This is a genomic window from Gaiella sp., assembly GCF_057140465.1.
Genome location: NZ_DBNHWK010000084.1, coordinates 19,104 through 35,802, shown reverse-complemented (window position 1 = coordinate 35,802; position 16,699 = coordinate 19,104). Strand labels below are relative to the sequence as shown.

The 16,699-nt window shown below is 73.7% G+C and carries 19 protein-coding genes; 6 read left to right on the top strand and 13 right to left on the bottom strand.

Translation table 11 applies throughout. The annotated features are described in order from the left end of the window. Positions 1-21 precede the first annotated feature (21 nt). Entirely contained in the window at positions 22-156 is a 135-nt protein-coding gene (locus tag AC162C_RS12335; RefSeq protein ID WP_484097798.1) for a hypothetical protein, read from the top strand. Here AC162C_RS12335 and AC162C_RS12330 read toward each other — a convergent pair. The 3 genes from AC162C_RS12330 to AC162C_RS12320 are packed head-to-tail and all read right to left on the bottom strand — an operon-like array spanning position 126 to position 3,923. Further along, a complete protein-coding gene (locus tag AC162C_RS12330) occupies positions 126-2,060 on the bottom strand; it encodes a hypothetical protein (RefSeq protein ID WP_484097797.1) in 1,935 nt (644 codons plus the stop codon). The two genes, AC162C_RS12335 and AC162C_RS12330, sit on opposite strands and share 31 nt — an antisense overlap. Continuing rightward, positions 2,057-2,956, bottom strand: a complete 900-nt coding sequence (locus AC162C_RS12325) for a glycosyltransferase family 2 protein (RefSeq protein ID WP_484097796.1) — start codon at positions 2,954-2,956, stop codon at positions 2,057-2,059. The genes AC162C_RS12330 and AC162C_RS12325 overlap by 4 nt, the downstream gene beginning before the upstream one ends. Continuing rightward, entirely contained in the window at positions 2,949-3,923 is a 975-nt protein-coding gene (locus tag AC162C_RS12320) for a lysylphosphatidylglycerol synthase transmembrane domain-containing protein (protein WP_484097795.1), read from the bottom strand. The genes AC162C_RS12325 and AC162C_RS12320 overlap by 8 nt, the downstream gene beginning before the upstream one ends. A gap of 201 nt (positions 3,924-4,124) precedes the next feature. Here AC162C_RS12320 and AC162C_RS12315 point away from each other — a divergent pair, with 201 nt between their 5' ends. Then, positions 4,125-4,637, top strand: a complete 513-nt coding sequence (locus AC162C_RS12315; protein ID WP_484097794.1) for a GNAT family N-acetyltransferase — start codon at positions 4,125-4,127, stop codon at positions 4,635-4,637. A gap of 147 nt (positions 4,638-4,784) precedes the next feature. Here the strand turns inward: AC162C_RS12315 and AC162C_RS12310 are convergent, their stop codons facing one another. Together AC162C_RS12310 and AC162C_RS12305 are read right to left on the bottom strand one after the other, a co-directional pair. Then, positions 4,785-5,864 (bottom strand): DegT/DnrJ/EryC1/StrS family aminotransferase, encoded by a 1,080-nt coding sequence (locus AC162C_RS12310; protein ID WP_484097793.1) that lies wholly within the window; start codon positions 5,862-5,864, stop codon positions 4,785-4,787. Further along, entirely contained in the window at positions 5,861-6,835 is a 975-nt protein-coding gene (locus AC162C_RS12305; RefSeq protein WP_484097792.1) for an NAD-dependent epimerase/dehydratase family protein, read from the bottom strand. The genes AC162C_RS12310 and AC162C_RS12305 overlap by 4 nt, the downstream gene beginning before the upstream one ends. 103 nt (positions 6,836-6,938) lie before the next feature. On the opposite strand from AC162C_RS12305, the gene AC162C_RS12300 reads away from it, so the two are divergent. The 4 genes from AC162C_RS12300 to AC162C_RS12285 are packed head-to-tail and all read left to right on the top strand — an operon-like array spanning position 6,939 to position 10,477. Next, complete coding sequence (locus AC162C_RS12300) at positions 6,939-7,349, top strand: SSI family serine proteinase inhibitor (RefSeq protein WP_484097791.1); 411 nt, start codon at positions 6,939-6,941, stop codon at positions 7,347-7,349. 49 nt (positions 7,350-7,398) lie between these two features. Beyond that, positions 7,399-8,043, top strand: coding sequence for a hypothetical protein (locus tag AC162C_RS12295; protein ID WP_484097790.1), 645 nt, complete (start codon positions 7,399-7,401; stop codon positions 8,041-8,043). Then, on the top strand, positions 8,040-9,014 hold the full coding sequence (locus AC162C_RS12290) for a glycosyltransferase family protein (protein WP_484097789.1): 975 nt from the start codon (positions 8,040-8,042) through the stop codon (positions 9,012-9,014). Before AC162C_RS12295 ends, AC162C_RS12290 begins: the two co-directional genes overlap by 4 nt. Before the next feature lie 2 nt (positions 9,015-9,016). Then, positions 9,017-10,477 carry a lipopolysaccharide biosynthesis protein gene (locus AC162C_RS12285; RefSeq protein ID WP_484097788.1) on the top strand — a complete coding sequence of 487 codons (1,461 nt, stop codon included), beginning with the start codon at positions 9,017-9,019 and terminating at the stop codon, positions 10,475-10,477. Here AC162C_RS12285 and AC162C_RS12280 read toward each other — a convergent pair. From AC162C_RS12280 to AC162C_RS12245, 8 genes are all read right to left on the bottom strand, one after another. Beyond that, the gene (locus AC162C_RS12280; RefSeq protein WP_484097787.1) at positions 10,474-10,950 is read right to left on the bottom strand and encodes an aminoacyl-tRNA deacylase; all 477 of its coding nucleotides are present in this window, start codon (positions 10,948-10,950) and stop codon (positions 10,474-10,476) included. The two genes, AC162C_RS12285 and AC162C_RS12280, sit on opposite strands and share 4 nt — an antisense overlap. A gap of 75 nt (positions 10,951-11,025) precedes the next feature. After that, positions 11,026-12,135 carry a metal ABC transporter permease gene (locus AC162C_RS12275; protein WP_462972667.1) on the bottom strand — a complete coding sequence of 370 codons (1,110 nt, stop codon included), beginning with the start codon at positions 12,133-12,135 and terminating at the stop codon, positions 11,026-11,028. Continuing rightward, positions 12,132-13,226, bottom strand: a complete 1,095-nt coding sequence (locus AC162C_RS12270; RefSeq protein ID WP_462972668.1) for a metal ABC transporter permease — start codon at positions 13,224-13,226, stop codon at positions 12,132-12,134. The genes AC162C_RS12275 and AC162C_RS12270 overlap by 4 nt, the downstream gene beginning before the upstream one ends. Further along, positions 13,223-13,987: a metal ABC transporter ATP-binding protein gene (locus tag AC162C_RS12265; RefSeq protein ID WP_484097786.1), complete on the bottom strand. Its 765-nt coding sequence runs from the start codon at positions 13,985-13,987 to the stop codon at positions 13,223-13,225. The genes AC162C_RS12270 and AC162C_RS12265 overlap by 4 nt, the downstream gene beginning before the upstream one ends. Continuing rightward, positions 13,984-14,937 carry a metal ABC transporter solute-binding protein, Zn/Mn family gene (locus tag AC162C_RS12260; protein WP_484097785.1) on the bottom strand — a complete coding sequence of 318 codons (954 nt, stop codon included), beginning with the start codon at positions 14,935-14,937 and terminating at the stop codon, positions 13,984-13,986. The genes AC162C_RS12265 and AC162C_RS12260 overlap by 4 nt, the downstream gene beginning before the upstream one ends. 30 nt (positions 14,938-14,967) lie before the next feature. After that, a complete protein-coding gene (locus tag AC162C_RS12255; RefSeq protein ID WP_484097784.1) occupies positions 14,968-15,720 on the bottom strand; it encodes an N-acetylmuramoyl-L-alanine amidase family protein in 753 nt (250 codons plus the stop codon). Next, positions 15,717-15,908 carry a hypothetical protein gene (locus AC162C_RS12250; protein WP_462972672.1) on the bottom strand — a complete coding sequence of 64 codons (192 nt, stop codon included), beginning with the start codon at positions 15,906-15,908 and terminating at the stop codon, positions 15,717-15,719. The genes AC162C_RS12255 and AC162C_RS12250 overlap by 4 nt, the downstream gene beginning before the upstream one ends. A gap of 103 nt (positions 15,909-16,011) precedes the next feature. Continuing rightward, on the bottom strand, positions 16,012-16,647 hold the full coding sequence (locus tag AC162C_RS12245) for a PIG-L deacetylase family protein (protein ID WP_462972673.1): 636 nt from the start codon (positions 16,645-16,647) through the stop codon (positions 16,012-16,014). Positions 16,648-16,699 lie beyond the last annotated feature (52 nt).

The following is a 16,699-nucleotide window of genomic DNA, read 5'->3' as shown; positions in this document are numbered from 1 at the left end:
AGGAGCGGGGGCGGTGACGGGCTGCCGGGCCGCACGCTCGTCAACGGCGTCGAGCTTCCGGCCTCGGCGACCGTCGACCTCGCACCGGGCGACCTCGTGCGCATCGAGACCCCGGGGGGCGGGGCCTACGGGGAGCCCGTGCCCGAGAGCCGGTAGAGCCGCCAGCGCTCGTCGGCGTAGACCAGCGGGAGGTCGGGCTCGATCGCGAAGCGCGAGCGGTCGACGACGAGCCAGCCGGCCCCGCACGCGCGCGGGATCGCGAGGTCACCGGTGCGGGCGAACACGCGGAACTCCTGGACGCGCTCGCGGGGACGGTTCTCGGTCGTGTCGGCGACGTGCCCGGGCGCCGAGACGCAGAGCGAGACCGGCGCGAACGCCGCCATCCGGTAGCTGGCCTCGGGGTCGCCGTAGACCACGCCCCCGACCGGCACCTCCGAGCGGAGCGCGGCGACGAGCCCGTCGGAGAGGGGGCTCGGCGGCCGGGCGGGATCCGGCGACCACGAGAACGCGCCGGCGACGAAGACCGGCAGGAGGAGCAGCGCCGACGCGACCCCCGCGCTGCGCTCACGCGGCTCGCGCTGCAGGAAGCCGTAGGCGAGTGCCGCGACGGCCCCGAGCACCGCCACCCACGTCGCCCACGCCGGGCCGCCCGACGTGAGCCGGTACTCGAAGTCGCCCTCGTAGACGAGCTGGAGCACGATGCCCCCGGCGAGCGCCAGTGGTGCGACGAGCGGGCCGAGCACCGCCGCGAGCACGCCCATCCCACCGGCGAGCGCGAACGGGAACGGGAAGAAGCCGACGAGCCGGCGTCCCTGCGAGATCGAGACGACGTCGGTCAGCTGCGTGAACAGGAACGGGACGAGTGTCAGCGCCGCCACGGCGAGCGCGCCGCCGACCACGTACGCGGACCAGCGCCTCCGCGCGGCGAGCCCGGCGAGCGGCACGAGCAGGAGCGCCGCCACCGCCGCCGCGCCGGCCCGGCCGAAGAGGTCCGGGACGACGCTGAAGCTGTCGACCGAGCGGACGTCGAGCTGGCCCTCGTAGAGGCGGAAGGCGCGCAGCCGCTCGTCCTCGTCGGGCGAGACGGAGACGGTGTCGCGGACGACGGGGAGGAGCCACGCGAAGAACGCGAGCGCGGGCAGCGCCAGCGCCCCGAGCGCGAGCGCGCCGGGCACGAGGTCGCGTCGTGTCCAGAGGACGCGCACGACGAGGAACCCGAGGAACGGCACGCAGACGAAGGGGGCGTAGCTCGGATGCGTCACCGCCAGTGCGAGCGCGGCGGCTGCGGCCGAGGCGACGAGCGCCGGCGTGGGCCGGCGGACGACGGCGAACGCGAGCGCGAGCGCGGCCGGGACGAGGACCTGCCGGGAGGCCGTCGCCGGGAGCGCGAGCGCCGTGTAGGCGCCGCCGTGACCGGGCGCGAACGCGAGGAGCGCGACCGCCGTCGCCGCCGCCGCGGCGGCTGCGCCGGCCCGGCGGAACAGCGCCCAGCCCGCCTCGAGCCACACGAGGACGGCGAGCGGAGCCAGCACCGACGGCAGGTGGAGGACGACGTCGGTCGGGTCGACGCCTCCGACCTTCGCGACGAGCGCGAGGACGCCGTGCCAGAGCGGGAAGGCGTATCCCGGGTGCAGGCTCCCGTCCGGGAACTCGTTGAGCCCGTCGAGCGAGAGGTCGCCGAGCGCCGTCAGCTTGCGGACGCGCGCGAGGTGGAAGAAGCCGTCGCCGCCGATCTCGCCCGCGACGTGCCACAGCAGGATCCCGAGGAGCACGCCGAGCGCCGCCGCGACCGCCGCGTGGGGCGGCCAGGCAGTGTGGTCGCGGCGCCGCAGCGCGAAGGGGAGCGCTGCGAGCCCGATCACGAGCAGCACGACGAGGGTGAACGTGAGGGACGCGGAGAGGGCGAAGGTGACGGCGAGCGCGGCGAAGAGCGCCCCGAGCGCCCAGGCGAGCGTCGCGGCGACGCCGGCGACCCCGAGGGCGCGCGCGATCGCCCAGCCGGGTGCGAGCACGACGGCCGTGGCGGCCGCGAGCCGCACGTACAGCAGCGCGCCGCTCACGTCCGCTCGAGCAGGGTCGGGACGTCACCCGAGCCGAGCCACCGAGCGACCTCGCGGTAGCGGGCGCCGCGCTCGCCGCGGAACAGCCGGCCGCGCAGGAGGAGCGACGCGCGCAGCAGGCGGCGGGCCCGCTCCGCCTCCACGAGCCCGCGGTGCTTCGCGAGGAACCGGAGGTGGCCGCGCACGTTCTCGCGGAAGTGGCGCCCGCCGTGGGATGCGCCGCCCACGTGCACGCAGGTCGCCTCGGGGGTGAACACGACCTCCCACCCGCGCGCGGCGGCGCGCCAGCACCAGTCGGTCTCCTCGCTGAAGAGGAAGAAGTCCTCGTCGAAGGGGCCGACGTCGTCGAAGGCGGCACGGCGCACGAGCATCGCGGCACCCATCGTCCAGTCGACGGCCCGCTCGCGGTCGTGGTCGAAGTCGCCGGCGTAGAACGCGTTCAGGGCACGGGAGCGCGGGGCGAGCTTGCGCAGGAACAGGTACTCGGTGGCGAGCCGCCAGAGCGTCGGGAAGCCGCGCACGGAGCGCTGCAGCGTGCCGTCGTCGTTCACGAGCCGCGGCCCGATCCAGGCCGCCCGGGGCCGGCGGCGGGCGACGTCGACGAGGCGCCGGAGCCCGTCGTCGAGCAGCCAGGCATCGGAGTTGAGGACGAGGACGAACTCGGACGACGTCTCCGCGACGCCGCGGTTCCAGCCGGCGCAGAGCGCGCGGTTCTCCTGCTCGACGAGCCGCACCTCGGGGTGCCGGGCGCGGACGGCGGCGACCGTCCCGTCCGCGGAGCCGTGGTCGACGACGACGGTCTCCACGCCGTGCAGCGCATCGAGGCAGCGTTCGATCCACGGGAGGCCGTTGTAGGTGACGACGACCGCGGCCACCTCGGCCGCGGGCTCACCCATGCTCGACACGCGGGCTCCGCGCCCCGCCGCGCACCCCCTCGTAGAGCAGGATCCCGGCCCCGGGGAGCGCCATCACCACGACGACGACGAAGAACAGGAAGCCGGCGGCGAACGCCTGGTCGGCGGGCACGCCGACGGAGCCGAGGAAGCTCACGAAGAACGCCTCGCGGAGCGCGATCCCGTTGAGCGTGAACGGCACGAGCATGACGAGGAAGAACAGCGGCCCCATCACGTAGTAGATGCGCGGCCCGAGGTCGATGCCGACCGCCTTCGCGGACGCCCAGATCGCGAGTACGCGAACGGCCTGGAGCGCCGTCGTGTACACGAACGTCCCGGCGAGCAGGCGCGGATGCCCGCGATAGTGGTGCACGCCCTCGTAGAACGCGCGGAGGGCGCGGTCGACGCGCAGCGGACGCAGCAGCGGCTGGAGCCGTGCGAGCAGCGGCCTCGCGGAGCGCGCGAAGAACAGGAACAGGAGCACGAGCGTCCCGAGCACGAACAGCCCCTCGATCCACACGTAGGCGCTCACGTCGTAGTGCCCGACCGCGAGCACGAAGCCGACGGCCCCGAGCAGGAGCGTGGCCGTGCCGCCGAGGCCGCGCTCGAGCAGGACGATCGCCGTCAGGTCGGCGGTGCGTCCCGGATGGCGCCGCGACGACTCCACGATGCGCGATGCGTCCCCGCCGATCGACGTCGGCAGCACCTGGCCGGCCGTGTAGGAGACGAGGTACGAGCGCGTGAGCCAGGGCAGGCGCTCGTGGACTCCCTGGGCGGCGAGCAGCCACTTCCAGCGCAGCGCCATCAGCGGGGCCGTGCCGACCATGATGAGGATCGCGAGCAGCACCCACGCCGGCTCCGAGTCGAGCAGCACGTCGATCGTCCGGCCGAGGTCGACCTTCCAGACGAGGTACGCGACCGCCAGCGCCGTGAGGAGGGCGGTGCCGACGAGGCGGGTCCGACGGCTCATGGGGTGGAGGGCGCGCCGACGCCCTCGATCTCCTCGTCGCCGATCGTGGGAGGCTGGAAGCCGAGGCGCGTTCTCCGGCGCGTCCGCATCGACCACGAAGCGTACGGGCTCCACCGCACGACGGCCCGGGTCGCCGACCTCCGGGGGACCGACGAGCCGACGGCGCCCGGCCGTTCGCCGAGGGGCCTAGACTCGACGGGGATGACGCGGATCGAGACGGAACGCCTCGTCCTACGGTCGCTCCGGCGCGACGACCGCTCGTGGCTCGCGTCGATGCACGTCGACACCGGAGGCTCGATCGAGGACGCTGAGCTCGAGCTCGAGCAGGCCCTCGCGCACGAGCGGGCACACGGCTTCGGCCACCTGGTGGCCGAGACGCCGGGCATCGCGGAGCCGGTCGGTGTCGTCGAGCTGCACCTCGCCGGGGAGGGGATCGTGGGGATCGAGCCGGAGGAGGTCGAGATCGGGTGGATCGTCCTTCCCGACCGGCGCGGGGAGGGCGTCGCGACGGAGGCCGCCGGGGCCGTCGCGGCGTGGGCGCTCGACGAGCTGGCGCTCGACCACCTCGTCGCCTACGTGCGTCCGGAGAACCGTGCGTCGCTCCGTGTCGTGGAGAAGATCGGCATGCGCCACCGCGGCACCGGCCGCTCCCGGCGGGGGGCGAGGGTCGAGATCTTCGAGCTCCGGAGTCGCGACACGGCCCAGCCTGGCTGAGGAGGCCGGGATGGCGCCAGCCGCCCGCGTGGCCTCCTGGCCGGTGCGGCCGCAGGAGAGCGTGCCCGTGCCGGTGACCGATGCAGCTCCTGCCACTGCGGGCGGCGCGGGCGGCCGGGAGCCTCGCTCGCGACGTCGTGGCTGCGGTCAGGAACGGCCCAGGCGCCCGAGGAGGGCGGTGCAGACCCGGTCGACCTCGTCCTCGGTCGTCGTCGCCGCGAACGGCAGCGCGAGCGCCCGCTCGTAGGCGCGCTGCGCGCCGGGAAAGGCGCCCTGGTCGCGATACGCGCCGAGCCGGTGGAGGGCGTACGTGCCGATCTGCACCTCGATGCCCTCGGCGCGGAGAGCGGCGAGCAGCTCGTCGCGGCGGTCGATGCGAACGACGTAGGCCTGCCAGCCGTGCCGGTCTCCCTCCGCCGCGGACGGCGTCCCGATCACGTCGCCGAGGCGCTCCGCGTACCAGGAGGCGGCGCGCTCCCGTCCGGCGAGCAGCTCCTCGAGGCGCTCGACCTGCGGGATGCCCAGGGCGCAGAGGACGTCGGCGAGGCGGTAGTTGAAGCCCGGGACGGGGATGTCGTTCGTCCCGTCGGCGACGATGCCGTGGTGACGCAGCCGCCGCACGGCGGCGGCGATCTCCGGGTCGTCCGTCGTCACCGCGCCCCCCTCCCCGGTGGTGACGATCTTCCGCGGGTGGAACGAGAGGCAGCCGGCGACACCGAGCGAGCCGCAGGGGCGCCCGCGCGATCGCGCGCCGAGCGCGCCCGCAGCGTCCTCGACGAGCAGCACGCGCTCCGGCACGACGGCCCTGAGGGCGTCCCAGTCGACGGGGCGGCCGAACAGGTGCACCGCCATCACCGCGCGCGTCCTGGACGTGACCGCGTCGGCGACGGCCTCGGCGTCGACGACGAACGTCTCCGGGTCGACGTCGACGAGCACGGCCTCGGCGCCGCAGAGCCGGACCGCGTTGGCCGTCGCCGGGAACGTGTAGGCGGGGACGACCACCTCGTCCCCCGGCCCGACACCGAGGGCGAGGAGCGCGAGATGGAGCGCCGCCGTGCCGTTCGCCACCGCGACGGCGTCGCGCGTCCCGACCGCGCCGGCGACCGCGCACTCGAACTCCCCGACCTTCGGCCCCATCGTCAGCTGGCCGCTGCCGAGCACCTCGGCGACGGCCCGGAGCTCGGCCTCGCCGACGTCGGGCCGCGCGAGCCTGATCGGGGCGGTCACGTCGCGGCCGACCCGAGCTTCTTCCGGTACCACGCGATCGTGCGCGTGAGGCCCTCCTCGAGCTCGACCTCGGCCTCGAAGCCGAGCAGCTCCCGCGCCTTCGTGACGTTGGGGATCCTCAGCTCGACGTCGATGTAGTGCAGCGGCTGGAAGACGATCTCCCCGGGGCACCCGGACAGCCGCTTGATCCGGCCCGCGAGGTCGAAGATCGTCACCGCCGAGCGCGCGTTGCCGATGTTGAAGCTCTCGCCGACCGCTCCCGGGTGCTCGAGGCAGAGGAGGAGCCCCCGCACCATGTCGTCGACGTACGTCCAGGCGCGGATCTGGGAGCCGTCGCCGTGGATCGTCAGGTCGCGACCCTCGAGCGCGGCCTCGATGAACGCACGGATCGCACCGCCGCCGACCTGGCCGGGCCCGTAGACGTTGAACGGCCGCACCGACACCGTGGGCAGCCCGAGCTCGTCGTGGTAGGCGTGCGCCATGTGCTCTCCCGCGAGCTTCGACACGGCGTACGTCCATCGCGCCTCCCCCACCGACCCGATCGTCGTCACGTGCCCCTCGTGGACGTTGAACGCCTGCTGGCCGAAGACCTCGCTCGTCGAGAACTCGATCACGCGCTCCAGCGTGTCCTTGGTCGCGAGCGCCGCCTCGAGCACGTTGTAGGTGCCGATCACGTTCACGCGCATCGTCCGCACCGGGCTCTCGAGCACGGTGTCCACGCCCGCGATCGCCGCCGCGTGGACGACGTGCGTGGAGCCACGGGCGAGCTCGCGCATCGCGTCGGCGTCGAGGATGTCGGCGTCGACGAAGCGGAAGTTCGGATGCTCGCCGAGCGCCGTGCCGGAGAGGACGTCGCGGTGGAGGTTGTCGACCGCGATCACGTCGTTCTCGTCGACGAGTCGGTGGGCGAGCGTCGTCCCGATGAAGCCGGCGCCGCCCGTGATCAGGATGCGCTTGCCGGTGAGCGCCACGGTTGGCGAGTGTAGTCGCTCGACCGCCGGCGGCGGTCGCCGACCCGGCCCGCGAGGCCGTCCGCGGCGCACGCAGTGGCGCGCCAGCGACAATGGACGCGTGATGCGGATCGCCCGAACGACGGCTGCGATGCTCGTGCTCGCGGGCGCGCTCGCCGCCGGCGACATCGCCGCGGGCTCCGGCGGGCGCACCGCACTCCGCGTCGTCTACCTCGAGGACGGGCGCGAGCCCGAGACGCGCGTCGTCTGGACGCTGCGCTGCGACCCCGTCGGCGGGAGCCTGCCGCGACGCACGACCGCGTGTCGCGAGCTCCGCCGGAGCGGTGTCCGCACGCTGCTCCCCGTCCCGAGGGACACCGCCTGCGCGCAGGTCTACGGTGGGCCGATGGTCACCCTCGTCACCGGAACGGTCGACGGCCGCCGCGTCTGGGTCCGGCTGAGGCGCGACAACGGGTGCGAGATCGACCGCTGGGACCGCAACTGGTTCCTCGTCCCGTCGGCCCGCGTGCGCTGAGCGGGGCCGGCCGCCAGGAGCACGGGGGCGATCGTCTAGCATCGCCGCGATGACCGGCGTTGCCTGGGACCTCGACGACTACCGCGACCTGCTCGACGCAGCCCTCGCCGGCGGCTACCGCTTCTCGCTCTTCGACGACGTCCCCGAGCCCGGCCGGCTCTTCCTGCGCCACGACGTCGACCTCACGCTCGACGCCGCCGTCGTGATGGCCCGCCTCGAGGCGGAGCTCGGGATCGCGACGACGTACCTCCTGATGACGGAGTCGCTCTTCTACAACCTCGCCTCCGCCGAGGGCGTGGAGGCGACCGCGGAGCTGCGGGCGCTCGGCCACCGCGTCGGCCTGCACGCCGTGTACCCGAACGTCGTGCTCGACGATCGCTTCGACCCGGTGGTGGCGTGGCACAACCCCGAGCCCGCGTACATGACGGAGCCGATCCCCGGCGTCGTCAACGTGATGGCGGAGCCGTACTTCACGCCCGAGACCTACCGCTCGGACTCCAACCAGCACTGGCGCCGGGGCGATCCCCGGGAGGAGCTGCGCCGGGGCGCGTTCCCGTGGCTGCAGCTGCTGATCCACCCGGCGATCTGGGTCTACCCGGGGCAGACGATGCACGAGACGATGCTGGCGATGCTGGACGCCGAGCGGGAGCGCCGGCTCGGCCAGCTCCCCGGCGACCGGATCAGGCTCGAGTGACCGTCCCCGACGCCCGGACGCGTCGGGGCGAGCGCCCTCTGCGTGTCGTGCACTGCCCCGTCAACACGGCGGGTGTGCCCTGGGCGAACGTCCAGGCGCTGCGCCGTCGAGGCGTCGACGCCGAGCTCGTCGTGTTCAACCGCTACCCGCTGCATCCGGAGGCGGACCGCTCGCTCGACCTCCCGCAGGGAGGGATGCTGCGCCGCCAGCCCCGACAGTGGCGCGCCCTCCTCGAGCTGCTCCCGGGCGTCGACGTGTTCCACTTCTACTTCGGCCTCACCCTCGTCCCGAAGACGCTGCAGTTCCCGCTGCTGCGGGCCCTGCGCAAGCGGTCGGTGATGCACTTCCTCGGCACCGACATCAGGGGGAAGCGCCCCGAGCAGCTCGGGGTCGCGCGCATGGCCGACGCCGCCGTCGTCGGGAGCTACGACGCACTGCGGTGGGTGCCGCACGCCGACGTGCTCCCGCCGGGGATCGACGTCGCGTCGATCGAGCCGGTGCCCCCGGGCGAGCGCGCGCGGCCGGTCGTGCTCCACGCACCGTCGTCGCGGCGGCGCAAGGGGACGGAGCACGTGGTCGCCGCCTGCGAGGGGCTCGACGTCGAGCTCCGGCTCGTCGAGGGCCTGCCGCACGACGAGGCGTTCCCGCTCTACCGGGATGCGGACATCGTCGTCGACCAGCTGAACGCCGGCTGGTACGGATTGTTCGCGATCGAGTGCATGGCGCTCGGCAAGCCGGTCGTCACGTTCCTCCGCGACGACGCGGTCGCCCGCACCGAGGAGGCGCTCGAGACCCCGGTGCCGATCGTGAGCGCCACCGCGGCGACGCTGCGCACACGCCTGGAGGAGCTCGTCGCCGCGGGCCCGGACGGACGCCGTCGCATCGGCGCCGCTTCACGGGCGTACGCGGAGCGGGTGCACGACGTCGAGCGGGTCACCGATCGCCTGCTCGACCTCTACGCTCGTCTCTGACGATGGCGCTCGGCGCCCAGCTCAGGCGGCTCGGCACCCAGTCCGTGATCTACGGGCTGGGAGGGCTCGTCTCGCGCATCCTCGCCGTCCTCCTCCTCCCCCTCTACACCCACTACCTCTCCCCGAGCGACTACGGGCGGATCGAGACGCTGATCGCGCTGACGACGGTGCTCGCGATCGTGCTGCGCTTCGGCATCCAGCCCGCCTTCTTCCGGTTCACCTTCGACTCGCCCGGCGCCGACCACCGGCGGCGTGTGCTGCGCACCGCGTTCTGGTTCACGATCGGCACCTCGACCGCTGGGCTCGCCGCACTCGCCGCGCTCGCGGAGCCGATCTCCGAGGCGCTCTTCGGCACGACGGACGCGTGGGACCTCGTGCTCGCGTCGGGCGTCGCCCTCTGGGCGCAGATGAACTACGAGCAGCTGACCGCGGTGTTCCGCGTCGAGGAGCGGGCGACCGCGTTCGTGACGGCGAGCCTCGTCAACATCGTGCTCACGGTCGGGGCGACGCTCGTGCTGGTCGTCGCGCTCGACACGGGACCGCTCGGGGTGATCGTCGGCAACTTCACCGGGACGCTGCTCGTGTACGCCGTCCTCGTCCTGTATCGACGCGAACAGCTGGGGCTGACGTTCGACCGCGGGCTCCTGCGCGAGATGAACCGGTTCGGGATGCCGCTCGTCCCGACGGCGCTCCTGCTCTGGGTGACGAGCTTCTCCGACCGCTTCTTCCTCGTCACGCTCGCCGACGCGACCGAGACGGGCCTGTACTCCGTGGGCGTGCGGATCGCGTCGGCGATGGTGCTGATGCTGACCGCGTTCCGGATGGCGTGGCCGGCGTTCGCCTACTCGATCGAGGACGACGGCGAGGCCCGCCGGACCTACGGGTGGGTGCTCACGTACCTCACCGTCGTCTCGACGTGGGTGGCGACGGGGCTCGCCCTGCTCTCGCCGTGGCTGGTGGACTGGCTCGCCGCACCGGCCTTCGCATCGGCCTCTCGGGTCGTGGGCCCGCTCGCGTTCGCCGCCGTCGCCTTCGGCGGGTACATCGTCGTCGCCATCGGCATCGGCAGGCAGAAGCGGACGCAGTTCAACTGGGTCGTGACCGGCGCCGCGGCCGCCGTCAACGTCGCGCTGAACCTCGCCCTGATCCCGCCGTACGGGATGATGGGCGCGGCGGTGGCCACGGTCGCCGCGTACGTCGTGATGTTCGCGGGGATGGCCTGGTGGTCACAGCGGATCTACCCCGTCCCCTACCAGTGGCGCCGGGCCGCGACCGCGCTCCTCGCCGGCGTCGCGATCGCGGTCGTCGGCAAGCTCGTGGGCGCCGGGCTCCCGCTCGCGATCGTGCTCACCGCCGCGTACCCGCTCGCGCTCGTGCCGCTCGGCTTCCTCCTCCCCGTCGAGCGGGCGGCCATCCGGCGTCGGATCGCCGCCCGCCGCGCCCCCGCAGGGCGCGCACGCTAGTCGACGCAGACGTCTGCCGTCGTCGCGCGGGAGACGGCCACGAGGTCCGCCGGGTCGAGGCGCAGCGACCGATCGTGCGACCCGGCCTCGACCACGACGTGCTTCTGCGTCGTGAGACGCTCGTCGATCACGACCGCGTCCTCGCGGCCGCCGATCGGCGGCACGGCGCCCAGCTCGAACTCCGGGTACGCGCGCGCGAGATCGTCCTCGGTGAGGAGGTGGATCTCATTGCCGCCCCCGAGCAGGTCGCGCAGCTTGTGCATGTCGACCCGCTCCGAGGCGGGCACCGCGACACGGACGTTGCCACCGCCCGTGCCGACGACGACCGTCTTCGCGACGACCCTGGGCGGCATGTCGAGTGCGGCGGCCTCGGCGGCCGCGGTCTCCGTCCGCTCGTGGTCGAGCACCTCGTACCGGACACCGGCCTCGTCGAGCACCTCGGCCAGCACGGCCTCCCGCCGTATCGCATTCATCACATACCTCCTTCGGGAGTCCGATCCAGCATGCCCGATCGCACGAACGGGGACATCCGGGGAAGTCCGTAGCCGTCAGTGGGTGACTGCCCGCCCCGCGAGCTCGCGCCCCTGCTCGGTCACCGACAGCCTGCCGTCGGCACGGGAGACGAGCCCACGGCGCTCCGCGCTGCGGACGACCCGGCCGGCGAAGCCGGCGTCCCACCGGAGGTGCTCGCCGAGGTGGTCGACACGGCTCTCCACCGCCTCCTCCGGTCGCCCCTCGTGGTTGACGAGGTGGATCGCGAGCATCGTCTGTGCGAACTCGAGTCGCTGGCGCGTGCGCCGCCGGGCCGCCGCGACGAGGCCGCGCCGGGGCGCCAGCAGCCACGCGAGCCCGAACACGCCTCCGCACACGGCGGCGATGCACCCGGCGATCGACGCGTCGAGCGCGTAGGCGAGCCAGTACCCGCCGAGCGCGGCGATCCCCCCGATCGCGCAGGCGAGCACGGTCATCCGTACCAGCGAGTCCGTGAGCAGGTAGGCGGTCGCCGGCGGCGCGACCATCAGGGCGACGACGAGGATCGACCCGACCGCGTTGAAGGCCCCGACCGCGGTCAGAGAGACGGCCGACATCAGCGCGTACCCGACGACCACGGGGCTGAAGCCGAGGGAGAGGGCGAGAGCAGCGTCGAACGTCGAGAGCTTCAGCTCCTTCCAGAGCACGCCGACCACGAGCACGTCGACGACGAGGACGGCGGTCATGAGCACGAGCGACATCGGGCCGACGTCCCAGCCCCCGATCACCAGGCGGTCGAACGGTGCGAAGGCGAGCTCGCCGAGGAGGACGGCGTCCGTGTCGAGGTGGACGCCGTCCGCGTAGCGGGAGACGACGATCACGCCGATCGAGAAGAGGGCGGGGAACACGAGCCCGATCGCGGCGTCCTCCCGCACGAGGCCGGTCCGCGTCACGACGTCGACGAGCGCGACCGTGACGAGGCCGGTCAGGGCCGCGCCGACGAGGAGGAGCGGGGAGGTGACGGAGCCGGTGAACAGGAAGGCGACGGCGATCCCGACGAGCACCGAGTGACCGATCGCGTCCGAGAGCAGCGCCGTCCTCCGCAGCACGAGGAAGGTCCCGACGAGGGCGCACGACACGGACGTGACGACGGCGATCGCCTGGATCTCGAGCTGCCCGGTCGTCATCGGCGCGCGGCCTCCGTCCGGCCGCGGTCGGTGAGCGACCACGCGTCGTCCGGCCCCCGGACGACGAGCCCGCGCCGCGCGAGCTCCCGCAGCGCGACCGTCGCGTCCGCTTCCGCCATCACCCCGATCGTCGCCGCGTGGTGCCCGTGCGCCGCGCCCCCGTGCTGGCGCTCGAGCTCGGCCAGATCGGCCAGCACAGCGGCGAGGCCGAGCCGGCGGCGGGCGACGCGGGACTCGACCGCCCGCACGGCGATGCCGCGATGCGGTGCGAAGAGCAGCGAGAGCGCGACCAACGCCGTCGCCACGAGGATGATCGTCGGGCCGGTCGGGAGTCGCTCCACCTCCGACGACACGATCGCGCCGACGACGCCAGCACCCGCCCCGACGGCAGCGGCGAGCACGGTCATCGGCCCCAGCCGGTTCGTCCACTGGCGGGCGGCGGCGGCGGGCGCGACGACCATGGCGCTCATGAGCACCGCGCCCACCATCTGCAGGCCGATCACGATCGCGACGACGAGCAGGATCGTGAGCAGGACCTCCGTCAGCCGCATGCGGAGCCCGAGCGTCGACCCGAAGTCGGCGTCGAATGCGAGCACCTTCAGCTGCTTCCAGGCGGCGGCGAGGACGGCGAGGACGGCGGCGCCGAGGATCGCCATCGTCCACACGTCCTCCCGGAGCACCGTCGCCGCCTGGCCGAACAGGAACCGGTCGAGCCCGGCCTGGGAGGCGTCGGGACGACGCTGGACGTACGTGAGGAGCACGAGGCCGACGCCGAAGAAGACCGAGAGCCAGATGCCGAGCGCGGAGTCGGCCTTCACCCGTGTCGTGCGGACGACGGCGCCGACGAGGAGGACGGCGAGGAAGCCGGTGACGGCGGCGCCCACGAGCAGCGCCAACGAGCCCCTCGCCCCGGTGACGAGGTAGGCGAGCACGATCCCCGGCAGCGCCGCGTGGGAGATCGCGTCGCCGACGAGCGCCTGCCGGCGGAGGACGGCGAACGTCCCGAGGGCGCCGCTCGTCGCGCCGAGCGCAGCCGCCCCCAGCGCGACCACGCGGAACGTGTAGTCGTCGAGGAGGGCCGCGGCGATCACGCGCCGGCGGCTCCGGGGAAGAGCGCGGTGCGACCGCCGTACGTGGCGCGGAGGTTCTCCTCGGTGAACACCTCGTCGACCGGGCCGGCCGCGATCCGACGGACGTTGAGGAGGGCGACGTCGTCGAAGTACTCGGCGACGGTCTGCAGGTCGTGGTGGACGGCGACGATCGTCCTCCCGCGGGCCCGGAGCTCGCGGAGCAGCGTGACGATCGCGCGCTCCGTGGTCGCGTCGACGCCCTGGAACGGCTCGTCCATCAGGTACACCTCCGCGTCCTGGACGAGCGCACGGGCGAGGAAGACCCGCTGCTGCTGCCCGCCCGAGAGCTGGCTGATCTGCCGCCGCGCGTACGCGTCCATGCCCACCTGCGCGAGCGCCTCGTGTGCCGCGTCGCGGTCGTCGCGCCCCGGTCGCCTGATCCACCCGAGCCGCCCGTAGCGGCCCATCAGCACGACGTCGAGGACGTCGGTCGGGAAGTCCCAGTCCACCGACCCGCGCTGGGGGACGTAGGCGACGAGTCGTCGCTGGGACGCGTACGGTCGCCCGAGGACGAGCGTCGTCCCGGCCGCCGGCTTGACGAGCCCGAGCACGGCGCGGATCAGCGTCGTCTTGCCGGCGCCGTTCGGGCCGACGACGGCGGTGAGCGAGCCGCGGCGCACGTCGAGGTCGACGTCCCACAGCACGGGCGTGTCGCCGTACGCGACGGTGAGGTCGGCGACCTCGATCGCGGGGGCGCCGGCGTCGTGGACGGGATCGCTCATCCTTCCCCCCCGCCCACGAGCGCGCTCACGATCGTGTCGACGTTGTGGCGCACCATTCCCACGTACTCCCCCTCGGGCGTCCCGGCCGAGCCGAGCGCGTCGGAGAACAGGCTCCCGCCGATCTCGACGTCGTGCCCGCGGGCACGCACCGCCTCCTGCACCGCCTCGATCGTGCGGGGGGCGATCGACGACTCGACGAAGATCGCGGGCAGGCGACGCTCGGCGATCAGGTCGGCGAGCCGCTGCACGTCCTTCGCGCCGGCCTCCGCAGCGGTCGAGATGCCCTGCAGCCCGACGACCTCGAACCCGTACGCGGCCCCGAAGTACCCGAACGCGTCGTGGGCGGTGACGATCGTCCGCTGCCCCTCGGGAACGCGCATCGTCTGCGCGCGGACGTACGCGTCGAGCCGGGACAGCTCCTCGAGGTACGCGTCGGCGTTGCGGCGGTAGAGCGCGGCGTGCGCGGGATCCGCACCCGCGAGCGTGTCGCGGACGGCGCGCACCGCGTCGCGCCAGAGGCCGACGTCGAACCACACGTGGGGATCGGCCTCGCCCGCGAACGCCTCGGGCGTCAGGATGCGCGGCTCCGGGATCGCGTCGGCAACCGCGACCGTCCGGCGCTGCTCGCCGATCCGCTCGAGGACGTCGGCCATCTTCGCCTCGAGGTGCAGGCCGTTGAAGAAGATCACGTCTGCACCCTCGAGCCGACGCACGTCGCCCTCGCTCGCCTTGTACAGGTGCGGGTCGACGCCCGGCCCCATCAGCCCGGTCACGTGCACCCGCTCGCCGCCGACGTGGCGGACGGCGTCCGCGACCATCCCCGTCGTCGCGACGACGCTGATCGTCTCCTCGCGCGAGAGGTCGGGGAACGCGGCCTCCCCGACCGGGCCGCAGCCGGCCCCGAGCACGGCGAGGAGCACCACTCCGAGGGCGAGGGGCGATTTAGGCACGTCTAAAACGATATCGGGATTGTGGTGCGGCTAGACCCTGCAGGCCGCGACCGGCCGTGCGAGAGCGCGCAACACGCCGCGGCAGAGGCCGGCGGCGACGCGCTGCCGCATGGCGGGCCGGGAGAGTGCACGGTCCTCGGCCGGGCTCGTCATGAAGCCCATCTCGACGAGGATCGCCGGCACGTTCGCCCAGTTGAAGCCGGTGATGTCCGACCGCTCGGTGAGCCCGCGGTCGGGGAACCCGGTCGCACGCACCAGCTCGCGCTGCACGAGCGTCGCCACCCGGCGGCTCTCGGCGTACACGTCGTCGGTCCAGCCACGCCGGAGCGCGGGCACGAGCGTGTGCGACCCGCGCACGCGAGGGTCGGTGTGGCCGTCGGCGTGCACGCGAAGGAAGAGATCGGCTCCGGCGCGGTTGGCGATGCGGGCGCGGGCGACGTTCCCCATCGACACGCCCGCCGTGCGCGTCCGCGTCATGACGACGCGGACATCGGCGCGTGCGAGCAGCCGGCGCAGGCGCAGCGACACCGCGAGCACGAGGTCGGCCTCGCGGATCCCGGTGACGACGCCGCGCGTGCCACCGCCGTCCTTGATCTTCCGGATCGCCGAGCCCGGGCCGATCGGCTCGGTCGCGAGGTTGGCGCGCAGGTCGTGGCCGGGGTCGATCACGACCGTCGGCGCCTCGACGCGCGCGCCGACGGGAAACGCTCCGGGGGCGCCTGCGCAGGCACCGACGACCACGCACGTCGCGAGCACGGCCGCCGGTGGCCGGACGACCCTCACGTGGGCGGGCCCGCGCGGCGCCGCAGCATCGTGAGCGTGATCAGCGCCCCGGGCACGAAGAGGATCGCGGCCGCGGCCATCAGCGCCTTCGCCGCCGTGGAGTCGAGGTCGACGGCGAGCGCGCCGAACATGCACACGGCGCCGAGCACGCACAGGCCGAGCCCGAGGAGCTCGAGCGCACGGCTCACGGGGGAACGCTCCGCGGTGAGGGCCCTGGCATGGCGTGCATTCTCGCGAAGTGTGGACGCCCGGGTCTCCCCGGCCGTCGACGCGTGCGCCCGCCGGGACCGGTCAGGCGACGAGCCGGTACACCTGGAAGACCTCCGCGTAGTCCCGGTTCACGTTCGTGCCGTGGACGCGGGCCAGGTTCCAGACGTAGTCGGCGTTCGCGTAGCGGCGATGCTGCTGCGACGCGTAGCACTGCACGGCGGCGACCTTCTGCTCGAGATGCCGCTGCTCGAGGCCCACGTAGGCGTCGTAGGCGAAGTCGAAGTTGTTCCACGGGATCTCGTAGCCGAGGATCGTCGTCCTCTTGAACGCGCGCAGGCCTTCCTGGGCGACGGTCTGGTGATCCTGGTGGACGTCGTGGTGCGAGGGCTGGAAGACGACGTCGGGTCGGTACTCCTCCCACAGCGCCACGAGCAGCTCGAGGATCTCCTGGCGGTGGTCGGGGAACGTGCGCACGTCGAAGTCGTGCACCGTGAGCCGCTCCTCGGGCACCCCGAGCGCGGCGGTCGCCTCGCGCACCTCGCGCGCGAGCGTGTCCGGCGGGAAGCCCTCGGGCAGTGACCGGGTCGCGATCGAGAAGGCGACGTAGCGCACCTCGCACCCGGCCTCTGCGAGGCGCGCCATCGTGCCCCCGCAGCCGAACTCGCCGTCGTCGGTGTGCGGGGCGAGCACGAGCGCGCGCTTCCAGGCCTCGATCACGGGGCGAGCATAGTCGTCCCCGGCCCGCCCCCGCCGGGCGACGGAACGGGAG

Excerpts from the sequence above, each read along its gene's own strand:
- AC162C_RS12325 (WP_484097796.1), bottom strand. The coding sequence starts at position 2,956 with ATGGGTGAGCCCGCGGCCGAGGTGGCCGCGGTCGTCGTCACCTACAAC.
- AC162C_RS12320 (WP_484097795.1), bottom strand. The coding sequence starts at position 3,923 with ATGAGCCGTCGGACCCGCCTCGTCGGCACCGCCCTCCTCACGGCGCTG.
- AC162C_RS12315 (WP_484097794.1), top strand. The coding sequence starts at position 4,125 with ATGACGCGGATCGAGACGGAACGCCTCGTCCTACGGTCGCTCCGGCGC.
- AC162C_RS12300 (WP_484097791.1), top strand. The coding sequence starts at position 6,939 with ATGCGGATCGCCCGAACGACGGCTGCGATGCTCGTGCTCGCGGGCGCG.
- AC162C_RS12295 (WP_484097790.1), top strand. The coding sequence starts at position 7,399 with ATGACCGGCGTTGCCTGGGACCTCGACGACTACCGCGACCTGCTCGAC.
- AC162C_RS12285 (WP_484097788.1), top strand. The coding sequence starts at position 9,017 with ATGGCGCTCGGCGCCCAGCTCAGGCGGCTCGGCACCCAGTCCGTGATC.
- AC162C_RS12280 (WP_484097787.1), bottom strand. The coding sequence starts at position 10,950 with ATGAATGCGATACGGCGGGAGGCCGTGCTGGCCGAGGTGCTCGACGAG.
- AC162C_RS12275 (WP_462972667.1), bottom strand. The coding sequence starts at position 12,135 with ATGACGACCGGGCAGCTCGAGATCCAGGCGATCGCCGTCGTCACGTCC.
- AC162C_RS12265 (WP_484097786.1), bottom strand. The coding sequence starts at position 13,987 with ATGAGCGATCCCGTCCACGACGCCGGCGCCCCCGCGATCGAGGTCGCC.